Genomic DNA, 19065 nt, shown 5'->3' with positions numbered 1-19065 from the left:
CGAAAGTGGATCTTGATATGTGATGATCTTGATTCGTGTTGCGTGGAGATCTGACGGATGAGCAATGGGCGGTGCTGGAACCGCTGTTGCCGAGAGGTAGGAAGCCTGGACGGCCGCCAATATGGACGCGGCGCCAGCTGATCGACGGCATCCGGTTTCGGGTGCGTACCGGCATCCCCTGGCGGGACGTGCCCGCCGAGTACGGCCCCTGGAGGCGACCACCTGTTCAGGGCCCACGCTGGGCCCGCCGAGCTCCCGCACCGCGGCAACGAAGGCCGCCGGCACCACGACGGTGGAATCCAGCAGCGTGCCGTCCATGTCCCACACCAGCTCCGAGGTCGCCATCCGGCAATCCTGCGGTAAGAGCCCACACGTGATCAAGACCGTTCATGACCACGGGACATGCAGCTGACCCTGCCGCTGATCCGCCCGCTCCCAGCGCCGGCATGGCCAGGCCGCTATCGTCGCCAGATGCCCGAAGCTCCTGAGAAGTTCAACACCGCGATGACCACCTGGCAGGAGTGGCAGGACGCCCCCTGGGGCCGACTGCGCTACTCGATCGCCGAGGCAAACCTGCTCCGTCACCTCGAGGACCTGGGCGGCGAACCGCTGCGAATACTCGACCTCGCCGGCGGCGACGGCGGAGACGCCATCCGCCTCGCAGCCCGCGGGCACCATGTCACCATCGTTGACTACGCGCCCGCCATGCTCGCCGCGGCCACCGAGCGAGCCGTGGCAGGCGGCGTGACGGAGCTGATCAACTGCGTCGAGGCCGACGCGACCGATCTGCCCCGCGACCTCGCCAACGGGGAGTTCGATGTCGTGCTCTGCCATAACCTCCTGCAATACATGGACGACGTCCCAGGCACTCTCGCCTCGGCACTCTCCCCGTTGAAGCCCGGGGGCCTGATCTCCGTCATGGCGATCAACCGGCATTCGGCGCCCTTGAACATCGCCGTCCGGGAGATGGACCCCGCGGCCGCGCTCGCCGCACTCGACACCGATCAGGCCCGGACGCAGATGTTCAACTCGGCGCTGACACTCCACACAGCCGACGAGATTATCCCCGCCCTGCGGAAGCTCGGGTGCCGGGACATCGCCCACTACGGCATCCGCAGCTTCTGCGACTACATCACCGACGACGCACGCAAGCATGAACCGGACTTCTACGCAGATCTCGAACGCCTCGAACTCGCTACCACCGCCCGCCCGCCCTACATGCACACCGCCCGGCTCTTCCAGCTCATCGCCTGGAAGCCGAGATAGGGATCACTCGCCCCGCAGCGGTGTCAGTTCTCATCGACATTTCGCGGCTCTGTGATCGACAAGTGCTGCCTAAAATCCCCGACTGTCCTGTCTCACCATCCGCGACGCATTCGTGCTGCTGTGGCAAACCCTGCGCCGCCACTGGCCCGACGCGGTCATCATGGGCTCCCCCTCACAGACCGGCCGCGACCTGTGGACCCGCACGATCCCCACACGCGGCCAGTATGCCGAAGGCTTCCCCGTGCTGTCGGAGGAACTACGCGGCCTGCTCCACGCCACCGCAGGACAAGGCCGCAACGAACTGATCACCCCGCCCAGGGTGCCCGAGCAACTGCCCCAGCTCCTGGAATACGACCGCACCTTCGCCTACGCCAAACACACCTGGAAATCCCCGGTCGGCACCCCCGCCGCATCACCGCCGCCACCTTCGCCTCCTGGACTGAGAAGGAACAGACCCGCGCCCTGTACGGATGCGGACACTGGCAGGTGCGTGTCACCGTCCCCGACACCTGGAACCACGTCGGCCTCCTGCCCGCCCCCGCACCCGGCGAACGCGCCTGGCACTACCCGGCCGGACCCAAGACCACCTTCACCACCTGGGCCGGCGGCCCCGAAATCCGCACCGCCCTGACCAACCCCCTCACCCCATGGAAAGTCGAAATCCTCGACGGCATCCTGTGGGAAGACGGCAAACCCCTCGACGACTGGACCAAAAAACTCAAAGAAACCTGGTCCAGCCTCTCTGCCCAAGCCCAGCTCCACGGCAACCCCCAGCACGCCCGGGGCGCGCACCTGGCCTCACGCGTCGTACGCTCCATCCTCCTGTACGGCATCGGATCCTTCGCCCAACGCCCCCGCATGGTCACCGGCACCACCCCCCGCACCGCCGAACGAGACGTACCGCCAGACGCCGAAATCATCGCCTTCGACGACGAACTGATCACCTGGCGACGCCCCACCGGCTTCAGCCGCGACCCCAACGCACACCCCGAATGGGCCGCCGCCATCTGGTCCGGCGCCCGCGCCGCCCTCCTCACCCAGCGCCACCGCGACGACAACACCCACGCCGGCGCCCTGCACACCCCGCCCGGCACCGTCATCGCCTTCCGCACCGACGCCCTCTACCTCACCCAGCCACAAAACTCCTGACCCTCCGAAACGCCGGACGCGCCACCCTCACCGCCACCGGCCAGGAGGCCTGATGCCACCCCGCTCCCGCCGCAACCAGCCAGCAACCCGGGGCGCAGTAAACGAGGCCGCCCGCCTCGCCACCCGCCTCCAAGCAGCCGGTTACACCAAACGCGACATCGCCCGCATCATCGATCGCGACCCCTCCCTGGTCTCCCAGTTCTACACCAAAAGCAAAGGAGCGGCCTTCGTCACCGCCCTACGCGAAGTCCTCACAGCCATCGAGACCGGAGGCATCACCGACCTGCCTGAACTCGCCGCCATCGCCGCGCGGCACACCACCCGCCGCACCACCGCCTCCGGCACCCGCGCCCGAGTACGCACCAAAGCCGTCCTGATCACCCCCACCGGCACCGGCACCGGCCGCGTCGCAGCCCAGGCCATCGCCTCCGGCTCCACCCGCCTGCGCCCCCTGATCGCCGAAGCCGCCCGCCGCGGCCTGCGCGTGGCTTTCACCGTCCGCCTGGCCAAGACTGGCTACCTGCACCCCTCCGGCAGCCGCACCGATTCACCCGGCATCCGTCGAAACGTCATCCAGCGCGCCGATCACACCGAAGAACGCTCCTACGGCTCCGCCACCAGCGGCGGTTTCGACGCCACCGACTTCGCCCGCCGCGTCGACGCGGCGGACGGCGACGTCACCGCAGCCGTGCACCAATGGCTGGCTGAGACCGGACGCATCCGTCCCGATGCCGAGATCATCTATCTCGAAGTCCGCACCTGGCGCCCCCGCTGACCCGGGCAACCGACCCTCTCCGGTGCCCTGCCCCATGCTGTGACAGAAGAGCCAGGTAAATACCGTCGTTCCTGTGGAGCACAGCCGGTTGCCGAGCATGCTGGTAGGGACCCTGTAGATCCTGTCACTTTTGTGCAGGCCAGAGCCCGCGAGTGGGGGAGTGGCGTGAGGCGAGGCCCGCGGATCGGGGTCCAGCGGCTGGACTCCCGCCTCGCCGCCTACCGGGATGCCGTCGGCCTGGACCCATGCCCCATCGGGCAGCGGCAACAGGCACACGGTCGGTGGCCTGATCGACGCAGCGTTCCGCATGATCCCGCTGCTCGAAGCTGGTCGCGACGCTCGCTGGCCCTGGGAGGGCTGATCCTCATAGCGCGGCGTCCCGCTCTCCTACTGGGAGGGCGGGACGCTTTGCCGTCTGGGACTACTTGGGCAGCTTCACGGTGAACCCGCTGCCGTCGGTGTAGTTGAGTACTCCGCCGCGCTCTGGCACGTCCAGGATGAGCTTCCCGGTCACCGCCTGCCCTGGCTTGTACTTCGTGTCCAGGTCGGGACCTTCAGGGACGTTGAGGGTGGTGGCGTCCTGGGCTGCGGTGTCCGCGTCCTCCCACTCGATCAAGCCGTAGGTCAGGAGGTGGGCCTGGTTCTGCCCGATGTTCTTGAGGGTGATACCGAGGCGCACGTACTGGCCCTCGGCGGGGCTGGTGGTGTCGTCCTCCGCGGACTGACCAACGTACTTGAGCTCGTTGACGGTCACCTTGAATGTCGTCTTCTTCTCCGTGTAGGAGTCGGTGAAGGTGAACGTGCCGCTGTCGCCGACATCGAGGGGCTGCTTGGACGTCTCCTTCGCGGGCTTGCCGTCCCCCGCCTCGGCCTTCGACTCCTCTGCCTGGCAGCGCTTGAGCCACTCCACGTGCGTGATCTTCGAGCTGGAGCAGGCGAGTTCCGACTGTGGCGTAGCGGCCTTCGCATCCCCGCTGTCCTCGCTGCTGCATGCGGTGAGCGGCAGCGCCGCAGCCAGGATGACGGCCGCGATGATGCGTATACGCATCGATCCCCCAGATGTGTGTGATGAGAGAAGCGACCCGGGCTGGTCACTTGTAGAACTCGGCGACGCCGCCGTGGTGCGAGCATGCGCCCTGATGGTGGGCGGCGTAGGACAGGCTGCCGTCTCGGCAGAGGGCTGTTGCTCCATTGCTTGCGCCACCGGAGGAAGTACCGCCCCCGGAGCTGGACGACGAGGATCTGCCGGATGATGAGCCGCTGCCGCTGCCGCTGCCGCTGCCGCTGCCGCTGCCGGCCGATGAGTCGTCCGTGTCGCTGGCCCCATCAGTGGAGGCGTCGGCGCGGTACGAGCAGAGCTCGTCGGTCTTCACCACGTTGAAGGTGATCGTGCGCTCGGCGCTGAAGCGGCCAGGCTTCGGGCTCTGGGAGCACACCTGCCAGTTGCGGTCCCACATCTGAAACCGGTCGAGCCCAGACAGATCATGGCTCTTGAGCCGGTAGAAGCCCAGTTCTTGGGCTGCGTCCTGCGCGTCCTGGAGGCCCTGGCCGGTGAAGTCGGGCAGGGACACCTTCACCGTGGTCGGCGTGGCGCTCTTCGCGACTGCCGGAGTAGGTGAAGGGCTGCGCGAGACGCTGTGCGTTGCGGCAGGCGAGCTGCTCTTCGCGGCGACGGCCGGCTTGTCGTCCTGCGCTTTGTCGCCGTCGTCGAGTGCGGCGCCGATGCCGCCGATCACAACTAACGCCAGCAGGCCGAGGCATCCGCAGCCGAGTGCGGTCTTCTTCTTGTCTTGTCTGTCGCCCGAGGCAGGCTGACTCATGGTCCCCCCAAGGTCACTCGTGTCACTACTGAGGGCGGTATGTTCGCACACTCCGGACAGTGGTATGACATCCCGATTTGTGGATCATGCCTTGTTGTGACCCTTGAGTGACCCTCCTGTTGTTCTCGACCGCCTTCTCAGCCGGCCGCGATACGACCGTGCTGACCCCCATCGAGGAGGAGCAGCATGGGAAAACTCAGGGCAGTAGCGGTCGGTATTGCGGCAGCGGCAGTTCTGGCCGGCTCGGCGCCTACGGCGTCGGCGGACCCGGGCGACGTGGTGCACACGACCGCGCGGCAGGCGATCACCGACCTGCCGGTCGCGGACGAGAACCGGGACGGTTACACCCGCGACAAGTTCAAGCTGTGGCTGGACGAAGACCACGACGGCTGTAACACGCGCCACGAGGTACTGATCTCCGAAGCCGTCATCGCGCCCCAGGTCGCCCCACGATGCCGGCTCACCGGCGGCAGCTGGTACTCGTGGTACGACGGCGAGACCTGGACCGATCCCAACGACCTCGACATCGATCATGTCGTCCCGCTCGCCGAGGCGTGGGACTCCGGAGCCTCCACCTGGACGGCGGGAGAGCGGAACGCCTACGCCAACGACTTGGGCGACGAGCGGGCGCTGGCGGCGGTGACGGACAACGTCAACCAGGCGAAGGCCGACAAGGACCCGGCCGAGTGGCTGCCGGACCTCGCTCGGTGCCGGTACGTCACCGACTGGACGGTGGTGAAGACCCGCTGGGGCCTGTCGGTGGATCCACGCGAGGCCGCAGCCCTGAAGCAACTGGCGGCCGGGTGCCCGAACGAGGAGCTGACGGTGGCCCTCGCCCGCTGACTGGTAACTCATGACCCTATGGCCGACATTGTGCCTTGCGTCGGAGTGAGGTGCGTGCCACCCCCAACCCGTGCGCCCGTCGCTAAGAGTGCATGAAAGATCACTCGGGGCGCGCCTCAAGGGGGATGCATCTCGCTCATGAACACGATCAACACATTCCGGCATGCCGCCGTAGGACTGGCCGTCGGCGTGCTGCTGCTCGCCAGCCCGGCAGTCGCCGCCGCGTCCGACAACGATACGGCCGTGGCGGCGGGCTGCGGTACGAGCGCCAACGCCAACTCACCCCAGTGCTGCATCGGGCCGTGTTCAGCGTGTTCTGTCTGCCGATGGTGTGAGCAGCGCCTGAGCTCGGCGACGGCTGGGGGAGAGGGTCTGTACGGACGGTCTGTTAGCGACGTGCACCAGTTTCTCTGATGGTGTCGACGCTGGCTCCTCTTGCTTGAGTCAGGCGGAGCGCTTCACGTAACGGACCAGCCACGTGAGCATGGCGTCGAGGTCATTGGCGGCCGAGAGGACTTTGCCGACGGCTTCCGGGGTGTGCAGCCAGTCGTCGCAGCCGAGGGGGCGGGCAGCGATCAGTGAGCGGTGGCGCAGCAAGTCCATACGGCAGTGGCCGGACGGATAACCCCGCGGGGCGTGTTTCATCACGTCCCCGGACATGTCGTAGCCCTTCTTCCTCAAGTCCTCAATGATGGCGGCCAGTTAACGGCCGCTGCCCTCGGCGGCGACGCCCTTGCGGAACAGGGCGACCTGTCCAGGGTCTGGATACCACCAAGCGCCCTGGATCCGCAGGCCGTCCAGGTCGAACCGCAGACCGATCTCGATCTTGCGGCCGAGGCGGATCACCGCGCCCTGATGCTGCCACCACCAGGAGTTCGTGCGGTAGTGCCAAACGGAGAAGTCCTCGTACCGGGGATCGGCGTCTGCCACATCATTCAGCAGCGCGATCATCGGCTGCCGGACGAGACGTTCGCGATCCGCGCGGCACTGCTCGCGCACTGCGTGTGATGGCTCGCCCTGAAGGCGCAGCAACACATCCATGGCTTGCTCTGGCCAGCCGGTGAACCGTCTGCTCATGCGGGGCACGATAAAGCCAAAGCGTCGACTGGACAGGGTTGGGCACAGCGCAGGAGGTCCGGGGCGCATGGGCCAGGGCCACGACAGGGTCGTCGGAGCGGCGATTCCGGGGGTGTGCGGATGTGGCTGAAGGTGTTGAACGAGGAACTGCCCGCGAAGGAGTAGTTGCCCTTCTGGGCCGAGCTGGTCTCCCGTGAGCTGGCCCCTCTCACCTTGAGCAGCGCGAACGCCGTGGACTTCCCTGCGTGGGCCTCGGTGCTGGACCTCGACTCCGTACGGGTGGCCGCGTTTGAGCGCGTGGGTGATCAAGAGACTGTGGCGGCCGGTGGGGTCCACTGCTGGGTACGCGGCACCGTGCTGGAGATGCCGTAGTCCTTCTTGAGTTGTTCGGGGATGGCGTAGTGCATGACGCGGCCGCGGGTGAGGGAGGACAGCTCGAAGACGGTGGTGAGGTGGCCGAGGCGGTCCAGGGCCCAGGCGCCGAGCGGGGAGTGGTCCTCGATGGTTTCCAGGACGCTGAGGAGGTGGGGCACGGCCTTGACGACGGTGTCCCACGGGGTGTGCGGCACGTTGAGCCAGTCGGCGCAGGTGTCGCCGATGAGGTAGCGGATGAGGGCGGAGACGATCGGGTCGAAGAGGGTGCCGGGCACCACCTCTTCGTAGAGGTCGATGAGCTGCCGGGTCAGGTGCGTGCCCTCCTCGGAAGGCCCCATGTGCCGGACCATGTACAGGTCGAGGAACCGGCGCGCCTCGTCGAGGGTCTTGGGGACGGCGTCCTGGTCGACGCCGAGCATGGCACCGACCACGCGCCAGGCGTAGTAGTAGGCTTCCGCGCCTTCCTGCGACATGTGGATGCCGAGACGGTGCAGGCTGTCCAGCACGAGCAGCGAGAAGAACATCTGCCCGCCGATCATGTCCTCCTGGCAGATCGGCACCCCCAGCACGTCGGTGGCCCACCGGTTCTCGCGTTTGAGGTGGTGGCGGATGGAGGCGTGCAGAAGGCGCACCTTCTGGGCGGCGGGGATGAAACGGCTGCCGGCCTCGAAGGCGTCGGGCTGCATCAGGTAGACGGTGAACTGGCCGGTCTCCGCCATGCGCTTGGAGGGGTACTTCAGCCCGTGGGCGGCCGACAGCAGTTTCGCCACGTGCGGGACGACATAGCAGGCGGGCATGGAGGCGAAGGACAGCGCGGTGGAGATGTGCACGTTGTTGTCGATGAAGAACAGCCGAGCCTTCTCCATCTCCGCCCAGTCCACCCAGGACGGCGGGACCCGGGTGGCCTTGAGGTAGTCCCGCGCCACGTCGGGCAGCCCGTCCGGCAGGGGAGCGCCGGCGGTGGAGACGTAGCGCATCAGGCTGTTGAACATGCCCACCTCCCCGCGTTCGAACAGTGCGGCGACGGTGGTGTCGGCCAGTTCGTCACCGGCTTGCCGCAGGGCGTCCATCGACGCCTCGGTGTAGGTCATGGCAGGGCTCGCTCCTTGTCTTCCACGGGACCGTCCACGGTCGGCGGGATGGCCGGCGGCCGTGGAGAGCACGGATCTGTGCCACCCCGGTGCGAGGGTCAGGACAGGCGGACCGCCGCCGCATGCGCCAGCGCGGTCAGGGCAGCGGCAGCGTGCGCTGGTACATCCAGCTCGTGGAGGACACCGAGCGCTTCCTCGACCCGCGCGCTGATCATGTCCTCGATGCGGTCGGGTGCCCTGAGCCGGCGCATCATCTCGCGGACCGCATCCAGATCCTCCGCGTCCAGGTCGCGTCGGCCCAGTACTGCGCGGAGCCCCTCCCGGTCCTCGTCGCGGGCGAGACGCCAGGTCTCTGCCAGCAGGGCCGTGGGCCGGTGGCCACGCACATCGTCGGCGTTGGCCTTGCCGGTGCGTTCCGGATCTCCGAACAGGCCGAGCAGGTCGTCCCGCAGCTGGAACGCCTCGCCCAGCGGCAGCCCGTACGCGCAGTAGCCCGCGCGCAGCCGCGCGCCGGCCCCGGCCAGGGCGCCGCCAATCAGCAAGGGCTGCTCGACGGTGTACTTGGCCGTCTTGTAGCGGATCACCTTCAGCGACGCTGTGGTGTCCGGACCGGCTCCGGTACGCAGGATCTCCAGGCACTCGCCCGCGATCAGCTCGCGGGCCATCACCGACCACAGGGGGCGGGCCCGGGCGAGGTACGCGGCGGGCAGACCGCTAGTGGCGAACAACTGCCCGGCCAGCGCCATCAGCAGGTCTCCCACCAGCATCGCCAGCGACCTCGCGGCGGCGTCGGCGCGCGGGCGACGCCGTACGGCACCGCTCAGGGCGACATGTGCAGTGGGGCGCCCGTGCCGCAGCGGGCTGTCGTCGATGAGGTCGTCGTGCACGACCGCGGCGGCGTGCACCAGCTCCATGGAGGCCGCCGCCCGCACCAGCGCGTCGCTGTCCGGCTGTCCCACCGCACGCCAGCCCCAATAGCAGAATGCCGCTCGCATCCGTTTGCCGTCCGCTACTGCCGCCTCCAGCTGCTCGGCCACCGGGCCCAGGAGCGGATCAATCGCCGCGAATTGGTCGGCCTCCTGGGCGACGAACCGGTGCAGTACCTCGTCGACGCGGATCTTGAACGCGGCCGGCTCCCACCGGTCAGACATCATCAGCGGTCTTCCGAGCCAGGGCGTGCTGGGCGAGGATCTCCAGGTGGGCCGGGGGTACGGCCGCGTACCGGTCCAGCACCAGGCGCCCACGCGCCATCAGGTCGTCCCCGGCCTCCGCCGCCAGCTCCGCGGCGTCCGAGCGGCGCAGCAGCCCCCGCACCGTCCCCAGGGCCGCACCCAGTGTGCTCACTGCCAGATCGGCCAGCCCGGCCGCCAGCAGCACCGCCTTGCCGTCCAGGCCCCCGCCCCGTCCCGCTTCCTGCGTCATGGCATCTCCCCACCCACCGCACGTCCAGGCAGCGCCGGTCACACGTCGTCCTTCCGAGCGTCGCGTCACACGTCGCTCGACCGTACGGATCACAGCTGCTGCAGTCCCGCACCCGCACTCCATGCTGCTCAGACTTCGATGGCACGAAACTGTCCTGTGACAACGAAGGTTGAGCAGTGCCATCGAACTTTGAGTGACACAGGTCACGGGGGCTTCGGATAGTCCGCACCGCCAGTTGACACGGAACAGATCCTGGGGTTGCCGACCCGGGATGTCGCGCTCCTTCTAGAGACGGCGAGCTTCGCCGCTATGAAAGCGGTCGAGGTCGCCGTCCGGGACGCCTCCGAACTCGACACTCCCTGGTCGGCGTGCACTTGATGCGTGCGGCGTTCCAGCCGCACAGGAACGGCAAGGGCGGGCCGCTCACCGACGCGGTGTCGAGGGCGGGGAGCAGGAAGCAGCCTCCGCGCTGTTCGCCGGCGCCATGGGCGAGTTCAAGAACCCGTCCAGCCACCGCACCGTCGACTTCAACGACCCGATCGAGGCAGCCGAGACAATCCAGTTCGCGGACCTGCTGCTGTGGTAGATCGATGAGCCGTGACGTAGCGGTCTGCGACATATGCCGACCCGACCGGGCGCTGCGGAACTGGTGCTGAGCCGCATCGCATCGCCAGATGCCCCGCTGTATCCGTCAGCTCGGTCTTCCCAGACAACTGGCCCCTGCCCGGTCACCGTCGGCGGTTCACCGCTTCAGCCAGAAGAACCTCTCACCGGCCTCGGGGCCAGCCCGACCGCCTCCGGCGTGGTCACCGGTTCGGCGGTGTCGGGAGCCTGGTCGGCGCGCGCTGTTCGCTCCGAAGATCGCCCGCCAGTTCGGCGTCGGGCGGAAGGTCATCATCGGGTTCGCGGTCAGCCCGCTCGCCCAGGTTCCCCCTCTTCCTCGCCGGTCTCGGACGCAGGAGACAGATCGCCTTGGCCTCGACGCGGGCCCCAGGTACGTACGCCGGGCCGGCTGCCGCCGCCGCGGCAGCCTGCTCCCCAGCGGTCTTACTCGGCCTGCTCGGATCGCGCCTCGTCCTGGGCCGGTGCGTCCGTGTGGGGGGCGGTGTAGAAGACGGATGCGCCCTGCTTGCTGCGCTGGGCCTGGTTCTTGGCGACGAGCCCTTCGAGGGTGGTGCGCACGACGGTGGGTTTGATGCCGCGCTCGGGATGGGCCTGGCCGAGGGCGGTGGCTACTTCCGCCGCGGAGCGCGGTTCGCCCTGTTCGGTGAGGTGGCTGCGGACGAGTTCGACGAGCGTGGGTTGGGTCGTCTTCGGCGCTGTGGCCTTGTCCGCGGGCTTCTTGGCGTCCGATTTCTTGGCTGCCGTGCGGACCTGTACGGTGTCGGCCTTCTTCGCGCGCTTCCGCTTGCCGGCACCGGGCTCACCAGAGGTCCCCTTACGGGGAACGGGCACGGTGGAGCTGCTCGGGGTGGCCGCAGGCTGAACCGGCGTGGGCGAAACGCCAAGCGCCTGCTGCACGTTGACCAGCACGGAGTGGTCATGCTGCAGGGCAGCCAGCTGCTCCTGCAGTGCGGCGATGTCCGCGCTGATGCGTTCCTGCTCCTTGGCATTGCGTTCGAGGTCGCTGGCCACCTGGGCTGCGTACTGCGACGTCAGCTCGGTGGTGGCCGTTGTGCTCTCCGACATGAGGTTGACCTTTCTCTGTTCCCTGGCTGGGTGTGCCAGGTCTTTGACGCAGGCGTAGAGCGCCACGCGCGTGTGTTCTCAGACTGGTGTCTGAAGGCAGCGGCGGTCACTGCTGTGAACAGCCCAGCACAGAGATAGTACGGATGAGTGAAGTGTGTTGTTTCTCTTGAGTGATGTCTTTTGCTCGAGCTGAGCTTCAAGGCTGGCGCACATGCTGCTGCTCGGGGCGTAGTGCAGAGCGGATTGGAGGGCACTCGTGGGGGAGCTGCCACAGGACGTCGTCGGTGTCCCGGTGGTGGTGCCAGGCGGTCAGGATGAGGGGGGGGGCGCCAGCCGGTCGAGCAACTCTGCGGTCTGGTGGTGGGAGTGCCCGCACAGACGGGCGAGGGCGTCCACGTCGGCGTGGTGGTGGACACGTGTGGTGAAGCTTCTCCGTGTGACTGGAGACCGGGACATGAGGTTCCAGAGAAAGTAGTGCCAGGTGGGCAGCCAGTATTCCAAGCGGGATTCGGAGGAGTTCAAGCGGGACGCGATCGCTCTCGCCCGTTCCCCCGGCAAGACGATCACGGAGGTCGTGCGGGATCTGGGGGTGAGCTCGGAGAGCCTGCGTGGCTGGGTCAAACGCGACCGGATCGACCGCGGCGAGGACAACACGGGCGAGCTGACCAGCGTGGAAGGTGAGGAACACAAGCTGCTGGCAGGCAGAACATCGAGCAGCAGAAGACGATCGAGATCCTGAAAAGCGGCGGCCTTCTTCGCCCAGGACAGCGACCCGTGAGCGAGGTCTACCGGTTCATCGCCGCAGAGAAGGCCGCGTATCCGGTGGCTCTGCTGTGCGTGTCCTGGACGTGGCCCGTTCCTCGTTCTACGCCTGGTCGGAGGTGGAACAGACCCGGTAGACCCGGATGCGTGCCGATGACGCGCTCGTTCACGAGATCACCGTGATCTACCTGGCCTTCAAAGGAGCCTACGGTGTCCCACGAGTGTCCGCTGAGCTGCGGCGGCTGGGACGAGCAGTCAACCGCAAGCGGCTGGAGCGGCTCATGCGCGAGCGCGGGATCGCCGGTGTGACGCGCCGAAGACACCGCTCGCTGACCCGGCCCGACAAGCGGCAGGGCCGGCCCCGGAACGGTGACCGGAGTGTCGGGGCAGGCCGCAGCGCTCTGAGACGAAGCCTGCTGCTCGGCCGGGTCGACCGACAGGCCCCACTGGAAAGTCTTTCTCCGGAAGAAGGCCGAGGCTGCCGGTGCCAGATCGACGAGGGCAGCGCCCTGGTACACACACAGCCCAGGACAGGATCACCAGCGCGCCCTGAGCTCGAGGCGTGACATCAACCGCGGCAAGCTGAACGGGAGCCACGGTCCGGTCAACCGGCCTGCTGCCGTGCCTCTTCGATCCGCTCACGGAAGGGCAATAGCCGCTCCGCGAGGGCGGGCATAGCATCCGCCAATTCCTCCAGATCCCTCACTGCCTCGACCAGCAAGTCAGTCGATGGCTCCCCAGTTAGGAAATCGTCCAGGCATTGGGCCGCTTGTTCCCAACACGACAGCGCACACATGACAACTAACAGATTGGCCTTTCCCCAGGCAGCCTCCTGACCGGCTTCCTCTGACACACGCCTGAAAACCTCAGCGGCCCGTGCCAGCCATTCTTCCTGACCAGGCTCACCCAAAGCATGCAGCACCAACGCCTTCTCATACTGCGCCCAGCCCTCATCCGGATCGAGGTAGATGGCACGGTTGAGGTCCGTGAGCGCGTTGTCATACTGGCCCATAGCGCGGTAGATCTGGCCGCGCCCCACAAGGAAGAGTGGGTCGAAGCCGCGCTCGATGGCGTGGTTGAAGTCGGTGAGGGCGTCTTCGTAGCGTCCCATGCGGCGGTAGGTTTCGCCGCGCTCGGCGATGACCCAGTCCGTGTCTGGCTTGAGGTTGATGGCGTGGTTGAAGTCGGTGAGGGCTTCTTCGAAGCGTTCCATGTGCCGGTAGGTCTGGCCGCGGCTGACGATGGCGAAGTCGTAGTTGGGCTTGAGGTTGATGGCGCGGGTGAAGTCGGTGAGGGCTTCTTCGAAGTGTCCCATGAGCCGGTGGGTTTCGCCGCGGTCGGCGATGGCCCAGCTGTAGTCGGGGTCGAGTTCGATGGCGCGGTTCAGGTCGGTGAGGGCGTCTTCGTAGCGTCCCATGCGGCGGTAGGTTTCGCCGCGCTCGGCGATGACCCAGTCCGTGTCTGGCTTGAGGTTGATGGCGTGGTTGAAGTCGGTGAGGGCTTCTTCGAAGCGTTCCATGTGCCGGTAGGTCTGGCCGCGGCTGACGATGGCGAAGTCGTAGTTGGGCTTGAGGTTGATGGCGCGGGTGAAGTCGGTGAGGGCTTCTTCGAAGCGTTCCATGTGCCGGTAGGTCTGGCCGCGGCTGACGATGGCGAAGTCGTAGTTGGGCTTGAGGTTGATGGCGCGGGTGAAGTCGGTGAGGGCTTCTTCGAAGTGTCCCATGAGCCGGTGGGTATCGCCGCGGTCGGCGATGGCCCAGCTGTAGTCGGGGTCGAGTTCGATGGCGCGGTTCAGGTCGGTGAGGGCGTCTTCGTAGCGTCCCATGTGCCGGTAGGTTTGGCCGCGGCTGACGATGGCCCAGCTGTAGTTGGGGTTGAGGGCGATGGCGTGGTTGAAGTCGGTGAGGGCGTCTTCGTAGCGTCCCATGCGGCGGTAGGTTTCGCCGCGCTCGGCGATGACCCAGTCCGTGTCTGGCTTGAGGTTGATGGCGTGGTTGAAGTCGGTGAGGGCTTCTTCGAAGCGTTCCATGTGCCGGTAGGTCTGGCCGCGGCTGACGATGACCCAGCTGTAGTTGGGGTTGAGGGCGATGGCGTGGTTGAAGTCGGTGAGGGCGTCTTCGTAGCGTCCCATGCGGCGGTAGGTTTCGCCGCGCTCGGCGATGACCCAGTCCGTGTCTGGCTTGAGGTTGATGGCGTGGTTGAAGTCGGTGAGGGCTTCTTCGAAGCGTTCCATGTGCCGGTAGGTCTGGCCGCGGCTGACGATGGCGAAGTCGTAGTTGGGCTTGAGGTTGATGGCGCGGGTGAAGTCGGTGAGGGCTTCTTCGAAGCGTTCCATGTGCCGGTAGGTCTGGCCGCGGCTGACGATGGCGAAGTCGTAGTTGGGCTTGAGGTTGATGGCGCGGGTGAAGTCGGTGAGGGCTTCTTCGAAGTGTCCCATGAGCCGGTGGGTTTCGCCGCGGTCGGCGATGGCCCAGCTGTAGTCGGGGTCGAGTTCGATGGCGCGGTTCAGGTCGGTGAGGGCGTCTTCGTAGCGTCCCATGTGCCGGTAGGTTTGGCCGCGGCTGACGATGGCCCAGCTGTAGTTGGGGTTGAGGGCGATGGCGTGGTTGAAGTCGGTGAGGGCGTCTTCGTAGCGTCCCATGCGGCGGTAGGTTTCGCCGCGCTCGGCGATGACCCAGTCCGTGTCTGGCTTGAGGTTGATGGCGCGGGTGAAGTCGGTGAGGGCTTCTTCGAAGTGTCCCATGAGCCGATGGGTTTCGCCGCGGTCGGCGATGGCCCAGCTGTAGTCGGGGTCGAGTTCGATGACGCGGTTCAGGTCGGTGAGGGCGTCTTCGTGGCGTCCCATGAGCCGGTAGGTTTCGCCGCGCTCGGCGATGACCCAGTCCGTGTCTGGCTTGAGGTTGATGGCGCGGGTGAAGTCGGTGAGGGCTTCCTCGTAGCGTTCCATGTGCCGGTAGGTTTGGCCGCGGCTGGCGATGGCCCAGCTGTAATTGGGGTCGAGTTCGACCGCATGATTGAAGTCGGTGAGGGCGTCTTCGTGGCGTCCCATGAGCCGGTAGGTTTCGCCGCGCTCGGCGATGACCCAGTCCGTGTCTGGCTGGAGTTGGATGGCGCGGGTGAAGTCGGTGAGGGCTTCCTCGTAGCGTCCCATGAGCCGGTAGGTTTGGCCGCGGTTGGCGAGGGCCCAGCTGTAGTTGGGGTCGAGTTCGATGGCGCGGTTCAGGTCGGTGAGGGCGTCCTCGTGCCGGCCCATGAGCCGGTATGTGTGCCCGCGGTCAGCGATGACCCATTCGAGGTTTGGGTTGAGTTGGATGGCGTGGTTCAGGTCTGTGAGGGCGTCGTCATAGCGTTCCAAGTGCCGGTATGTCTCGCTGCGGTTGGCGAGGGCCCAGCTGTAGTTGGGGTCGAGTTCGATGGCACGGTTGAAGTCGGTGAGGGCGTCCTCGTGCCGGCCCATGAGCCGGTATGTGTGCCCGCGGTCAGCGATGACCCATTCGAGGTTTGGGTTGAGTTGGATGGCGTGGTTCAGGTCTGTGAGGGCGTCGTCATAGCGTTCCAAGTGCCGGTATGTCTCGCTGCGGTTGGCGAGGGCCCAGCTGTAGTTGGGGTCGAGTTCGATGGCACGGTTGAAGTCGCTGAGGGCCTCCTCGTACCGGCCCATCAGCAGGTATGTTTCGCCACGATCAGCTATGGCCCAGTCGAGGTTTGGGTTGAGTTGGATGGCGTAGTTAAGGTCGGTGAGGGCGTCGTCAAAGCGGCCCATGGCGCGGTAGGTCTGACCGCGGCTGGCGATCGCGACAGCGTCAGCGGGATCGAGGCCGATTGCATGGTTGAGGTCCGTGAGGGCGTCGTCGTGGCGCCCCATAATCCGGTAGGTCTCACCACGGCCGAAGTAGGCCCGTGCGAAACCAGGCACCAAAGCGAAGGCTTCCTCGTAGTCGCTGACGGCTTGTTCGTAGCGTCCCGCGTTGCGACGGTCTCGGCCACGCAGGGTGAATGCCAGAGCTCGGCCAGGGACGTCGAGGGTGTCCTGATGAAGCAGGAGCGTCAAAGCGGCGATCCCGGGGCCGGAAGTGTCCTCCAGCGCAGTGAGGATCTGTTGCCCCCAGTGGGTGAGAGTGCTGGTGCTGGTGTCGTGACCCGCTTGAGTGAGCATCTGCGCCCAGCGGCGGAGGGCGGCGGTGCCATAGTCATAGGCATCCAGGAGTTCACGCAGTGCATCAGCCAGGGCTTGCTCAGGCGTGGCGCACAAGCGGTGGTAAGTCTCTTGCAACTTGTGCTCGCGCCAGCGACGGTCCTCCCACCACTGCTGGACGTCTTGGACGGGGGCGCCGTTCTGGAGCTCGTGACGCCAGGTTCGGAAGGTGTCGGCCAGGTGGGTGTGCTGTTGGTGCCAGCGGGCGGGGGATTTGGTACGTTGAAGGCGGAGCATGGTGGTGCGGACAACCTGGTGGTACTGGCAGCGGCCACTGCGGTCGGTGACAAAGGACAAGCCCCGCAGCCAATCGAACAGGTCGACGGCTTCCGGTTCGACAGCAGCACGGTAGATGTCCTCGTTCAACTCCTGTGGCAAAGCGCAAACTTGTGCGGCAGCCCGCCGAGCAGGGTCTGCTTCCCACTTCAGGAATCGCTCTACGGCCGTGCCGCTGGCATCACCGATCTCCTCCACCTTGGTAGGCCGGGACTCGGCCAGCAGGGACAGCAGGACCGGCAGACGGCCGGAAAGCTGGAGGATGACTTCGACCACTCGCTCGTCCGTGACCTGTCTGGTCGTCAGGAATTGACGAGCTTCAGTCTCGGTGAAGACGTCCAGCGGCAGGGTTGCTATCAGACTCATATGCTCGCCCCAGCACCGAGGGTCCAGATGTCCTTGCCCGGCGAGGACCACGATGATGTTTGTCGGCAGTTCCCCGTACTGGTCGCTGAGGGCAAGATCCCGAAGCCATACATCAAGCGCGGGGCCGGTGCGCTCGTAGGCGTCGAAGAAGAGCACCACCCACTCCTGCCGGCCCGCAGCTTCAGCCAACTCCTCTAGGAAGACCGGCGTGAGCACCTGCACTGGCGACATCACCAGTCGCACATCGTCGTGGCTGCGTAGACGGGCGCTGAGCGCTGCTCGCCACCGGTCCATCGACGCGGCCACACGATTGGGATCCATCGCTCCGGTGACCATCCCGAGCCCCGGCACCATGCCCGCCCCCGCCAGACCGAGCTGAGAGACGAACATGCTCGATGCGGAGGGAGGAACTGGCGCGGATACTTCTGGGCTGCCGCTCGCGCCGCTGGGCTCGGAGACGTCGGGTATGACGGCTTCGGCCTCGTGCCTCCGCTGCCGGTACAGCCCGAGCTGTTTGTCGAAACCTTTCAGTGTCGCCCCTTGCGACGCGAGCTGTGAGCTGATGGACTCCATCGCCTCAACGACGCTGACGCACCCCTCATCCACCCATGCGGTGACTGCCCCCGCCTTCCGCGCGAGAGCCGCCCACTGCCGCACCAGCGTCGACTTGCCGACCCCGGACGGGCCAGAGACGTGAAACAGCAGCTCAGGACCACTCTCTGGATCAGCCACCAGATTGCTCCGGAACGCGGCTATCTCCCCGTGACGCCCCACAAACCCCGCACGGCGCTTCTCCCCGATCAGCTCCAGCCGTGAAAGACGACCCCGCCCAGCCACCAGATGCCCCCTCGCTGTGCAACGTGATGCTCCCCACCATCCTGCCGAATGTTGACTCACCTATGCAGCTGGCAGAGTGCAGCCAGACGACGAGGCGGGAAGCCGACGGCGAGGGCGTTGACTACTCGAGGTAGTGCCTTACGAGCCGACTGCCGGATGCGTGAGGCCCCGGCCGGGATTTCTTGTCTTAAGCGCGGCGGGGAGACCGCGACGAAGCAGGACACCACCCGTTGCATTCGCGGGCCCGCCTTACGTGAGGAGTTGGAGATCCAGGTGGGGGAGGGGCGGCGGTCGTGGAAGCCGCGCCCGCCCATCGAATCCGCCCTGGGGCGGCGCTGGCCACCAGCCGGTGCCAGTGCGGAGATGCTCAGCCGGAAACAGGCGAACACGGAGAGCGCCAGGGCGGGGCCCCAGGGCGACGAGAGCCATGCCCTCCTCAACTGCACAGCTCGATAATGCGGCTAAGTGTCAATTGTCAAGGATTCGTTGCGCCGCAACTGGTTCCCCTCCACGCGGGGAGTCGGGCGATAGTGGTGGGCACAACCGCCCAGACCGTCTTGCCAGCGTTGCCGTGAAGTGAGTATCCCCAGTCGCGGGCGAGTCCGTCGATGATGAGGAGTCCGCGGCCGCGCGTGTCGTGGACGGTGGCTGTGCGGGGGAGGGGTTTGTCGGGGCTGGGGTCCTGTACGGCGCAGATGACCGTGCTGGCGGTGCTCATCAACGCCAGCCACCCGTGACGGTCTGGATGCGCCGCGAGGGCGTGGTGTACGGCGTTGGCGACAAGCTCGCCGACCACGGTCGTGACGTCATCGGTGCAGGAATGCCGGTCCCACCGGGCCAGTGTGCGGTGGGTGAAGCGCCGGATTCGGCGCAGGCTGGCGGCGTTCGCACTGAAACGGCAGGCTGAGAAGTCGGGCACGCCAAGGCCCATGGCCAGCCCCCAGTCGAAGGGAGCGGAACGGGGCTGCATGGGGTGCTGAACGTTGCTGCGAGGAGCCACGGTGTCCTTTTCGGCGTTGAGTCGGCCGGGCCTGCGGCCGTAAAACGGGAACACTCTTTCGGGGGACTTTTTGAAGGGCCTGGTGAAGCTAGTATTCCCAGCGCCCCGCCCTCCGTGCAATT

General features: G+C 66.6%; 17 protein-coding genes and 1 pseudogene. 8 read left to right on the top strand and 10 right to left on the bottom strand.

Translation table 11 applies throughout. The annotated features are described in order from the left end of the window. Window positions 1-35 precede the first annotated feature (35 nt). From ACWY4P_RS00430 to ACWY4P_RS00415, 4 genes and pseudogenes are all read left to right on the top strand, one after another. Window positions 36-248, top strand: a pseudogene (locus tag ACWY4P_RS00430) (transposase); the annotation flags it as partial. Between the two features lie 223 nt (window positions 249-471). Then, the gene (locus ACWY4P_RS00425) at window positions 472-1266 is read left to right on the top strand and encodes a class I SAM-dependent methyltransferase (RefSeq protein WP_456208084.1); all 795 of its coding nucleotides are present in this window, start codon (window positions 472-474) and stop codon (window positions 1264-1266) included. 486 nt (window positions 1267-1752) lie between these two features. Further along, on the top strand, window positions 1753-2415 hold the full coding sequence (locus ACWY4P_RS00420; protein ID WP_456208083.1) for a hypothetical protein: 663 nt from the start codon (window positions 1753-1755) through the stop codon (window positions 2413-2415). A gap of 52 nt (window positions 2416-2467) precedes the next feature. After that, window positions 2468-3190, top strand: coding sequence for a helix-turn-helix domain containing protein (locus tag ACWY4P_RS00415; protein ID WP_456208082.1), 723 nt, complete (start codon window positions 2468-2470; stop codon window positions 3188-3190). A 421-nt stretch (window positions 3191-3611) separates the two neighbouring features. On the opposite strand, the gene ACWY4P_RS00410 is transcribed toward ACWY4P_RS00415, so the two are convergent. Continuing rightward, window positions 3612-4238, bottom strand: a complete 627-nt coding sequence (locus ACWY4P_RS00410) for a hypothetical protein (RefSeq protein ID WP_456208081.1) — start codon at window positions 4236-4238, stop codon at window positions 3612-3614. A 43-nt stretch (window positions 4239-4281) separates the two neighbouring features. Further along, on the bottom strand, window positions 4282-5010 hold the full coding sequence (locus tag ACWY4P_RS00405; RefSeq protein WP_456208080.1) for a DUF3761 domain-containing protein: 729 nt from the start codon (window positions 5008-5010) through the stop codon (window positions 4282-4284). A gap of 186 nt (window positions 5011-5196) precedes the next feature. Here ACWY4P_RS00405 and ACWY4P_RS00400 point away from each other — a divergent pair, with 186 nt between their 5' ends. Next, window positions 5197-5853, top strand: a complete 657-nt coding sequence (locus tag ACWY4P_RS00400) for an HNH endonuclease family protein (RefSeq protein WP_456208079.1) — start codon at window positions 5197-5199, stop codon at window positions 5851-5853. Window positions 5854-6297: 444 nt separating this feature from the next. On the opposite strand, the gene ACWY4P_RS00395 is transcribed toward ACWY4P_RS00400, so the two are convergent. The 5 genes from ACWY4P_RS00395 to ACWY4P_RS00375 form a co-directional block, all read right to left on the bottom strand. After that, entirely contained in the window at window positions 6298-6534 is a 237-nt protein-coding gene (locus ACWY4P_RS00395; protein WP_456208078.1) for a DUF2461 family protein, read from the bottom strand. Window positions 6535-6555: 21 nt separating this feature from the next. Then, complete coding sequence (locus ACWY4P_RS00390) at window positions 6556-6930, bottom strand: hypothetical protein (protein WP_456208077.1); 375 nt, start codon at window positions 6928-6930, stop codon at window positions 6556-6558. Between the two features lie 305 nt (window positions 6931-7235). Then, window positions 7236-8396, bottom strand: a complete 1161-nt coding sequence (locus ACWY4P_RS00385) for an oxygenase MpaB family protein (protein WP_456208076.1) — start codon at window positions 8394-8396, stop codon at window positions 7236-7238. 98 nt (window positions 8397-8494) lie between these two features. Next, on the bottom strand, window positions 8495-9550 hold the full coding sequence (locus ACWY4P_RS00380; RefSeq protein ID WP_456208075.1) for a polyprenyl synthetase family protein: 1056 nt from the start codon (window positions 9548-9550) through the stop codon (window positions 8495-8497). Next, the gene (locus tag ACWY4P_RS00375; protein WP_456208074.1) at window positions 9540-9818 is read right to left on the bottom strand and encodes a polyprenyl synthetase; all 279 of its coding nucleotides are present in this window, start codon (window positions 9816-9818) and stop codon (window positions 9540-9542) included. Before ACWY4P_RS00375 ends, ACWY4P_RS00380 begins: the two co-directional genes overlap by 11 nt. Window positions 9819-10302: 484 nt before the next feature. On the opposite strand from ACWY4P_RS00375, the gene ACWY4P_RS00370 reads away from it, so the two are divergent. Continuing rightward, complete coding sequence (locus tag ACWY4P_RS00370; protein ID WP_456208073.1) at window positions 10303-10404, top strand: hypothetical protein; 102 nt, start codon at window positions 10303-10305, stop codon at window positions 10402-10404. 461 nt (window positions 10405-10865) lie between these two features. Here the strand turns inward: ACWY4P_RS00370 and ACWY4P_RS00365 are convergent, their stop codons facing one another. Continuing rightward, window positions 10866-11507, bottom strand: coding sequence for a hypothetical protein (locus tag ACWY4P_RS00365; RefSeq protein ID WP_456213360.1), 642 nt, complete (start codon window positions 11505-11507; stop codon window positions 10866-10868). A 481-nt stretch (window positions 11508-11988) separates the two neighbouring features. Here ACWY4P_RS00365 and ACWY4P_RS00360 point away from each other — a divergent pair, with 481 nt between their 5' ends. Together ACWY4P_RS00360 and ACWY4P_RS00355 are read left to right on the top strand one after the other, a co-directional pair. Beyond that, window positions 11989-12246, top strand: coding sequence for a transposase (locus ACWY4P_RS00360; RefSeq protein ID WP_456208072.1), 258 nt, complete (start codon window positions 11989-11991; stop codon window positions 12244-12246). 166 nt (window positions 12247-12412) lie between these two features. Further along, window positions 12413-12835: an IS3 family transposase gene (locus ACWY4P_RS00355; RefSeq protein WP_456208071.1), complete on the top strand. Its 423-nt coding sequence runs from the start codon at window positions 12413-12415 to the stop codon at window positions 12833-12835. Window positions 12836-12873: 38 nt separating this feature from the next. Here the strand turns inward: ACWY4P_RS00355 and ACWY4P_RS00350 are convergent, their stop codons facing one another. Together ACWY4P_RS00350 and ACWY4P_RS00345 are read right to left on the bottom strand one after the other, a co-directional pair. Beyond that, window positions 12874-17838, bottom strand: coding sequence for a tetratricopeptide repeat protein (locus ACWY4P_RS00350; RefSeq protein ID WP_456208070.1), 4965 nt, complete (start codon window positions 17836-17838; stop codon window positions 12874-12876). 580 nt (window positions 17839-18418) lie between these two features. Beyond that, the gene (locus ACWY4P_RS00345) at window positions 18419-18997 is read right to left on the bottom strand and encodes an ATP-binding protein (RefSeq protein ID WP_456208069.1); all 579 of its coding nucleotides are present in this window, start codon (window positions 18995-18997) and stop codon (window positions 18419-18421) included. Between the last annotated feature and the right edge of the window lie 68 nt (window positions 18998-19065).

The organism is Streptomyces sp. LZ34, assembly GCF_053890475.1.
The sequence above is the reverse complement of the archived record's forward strand: the minus strand, read 5'-3'. Positions and strand labels throughout refer to the sequence as shown.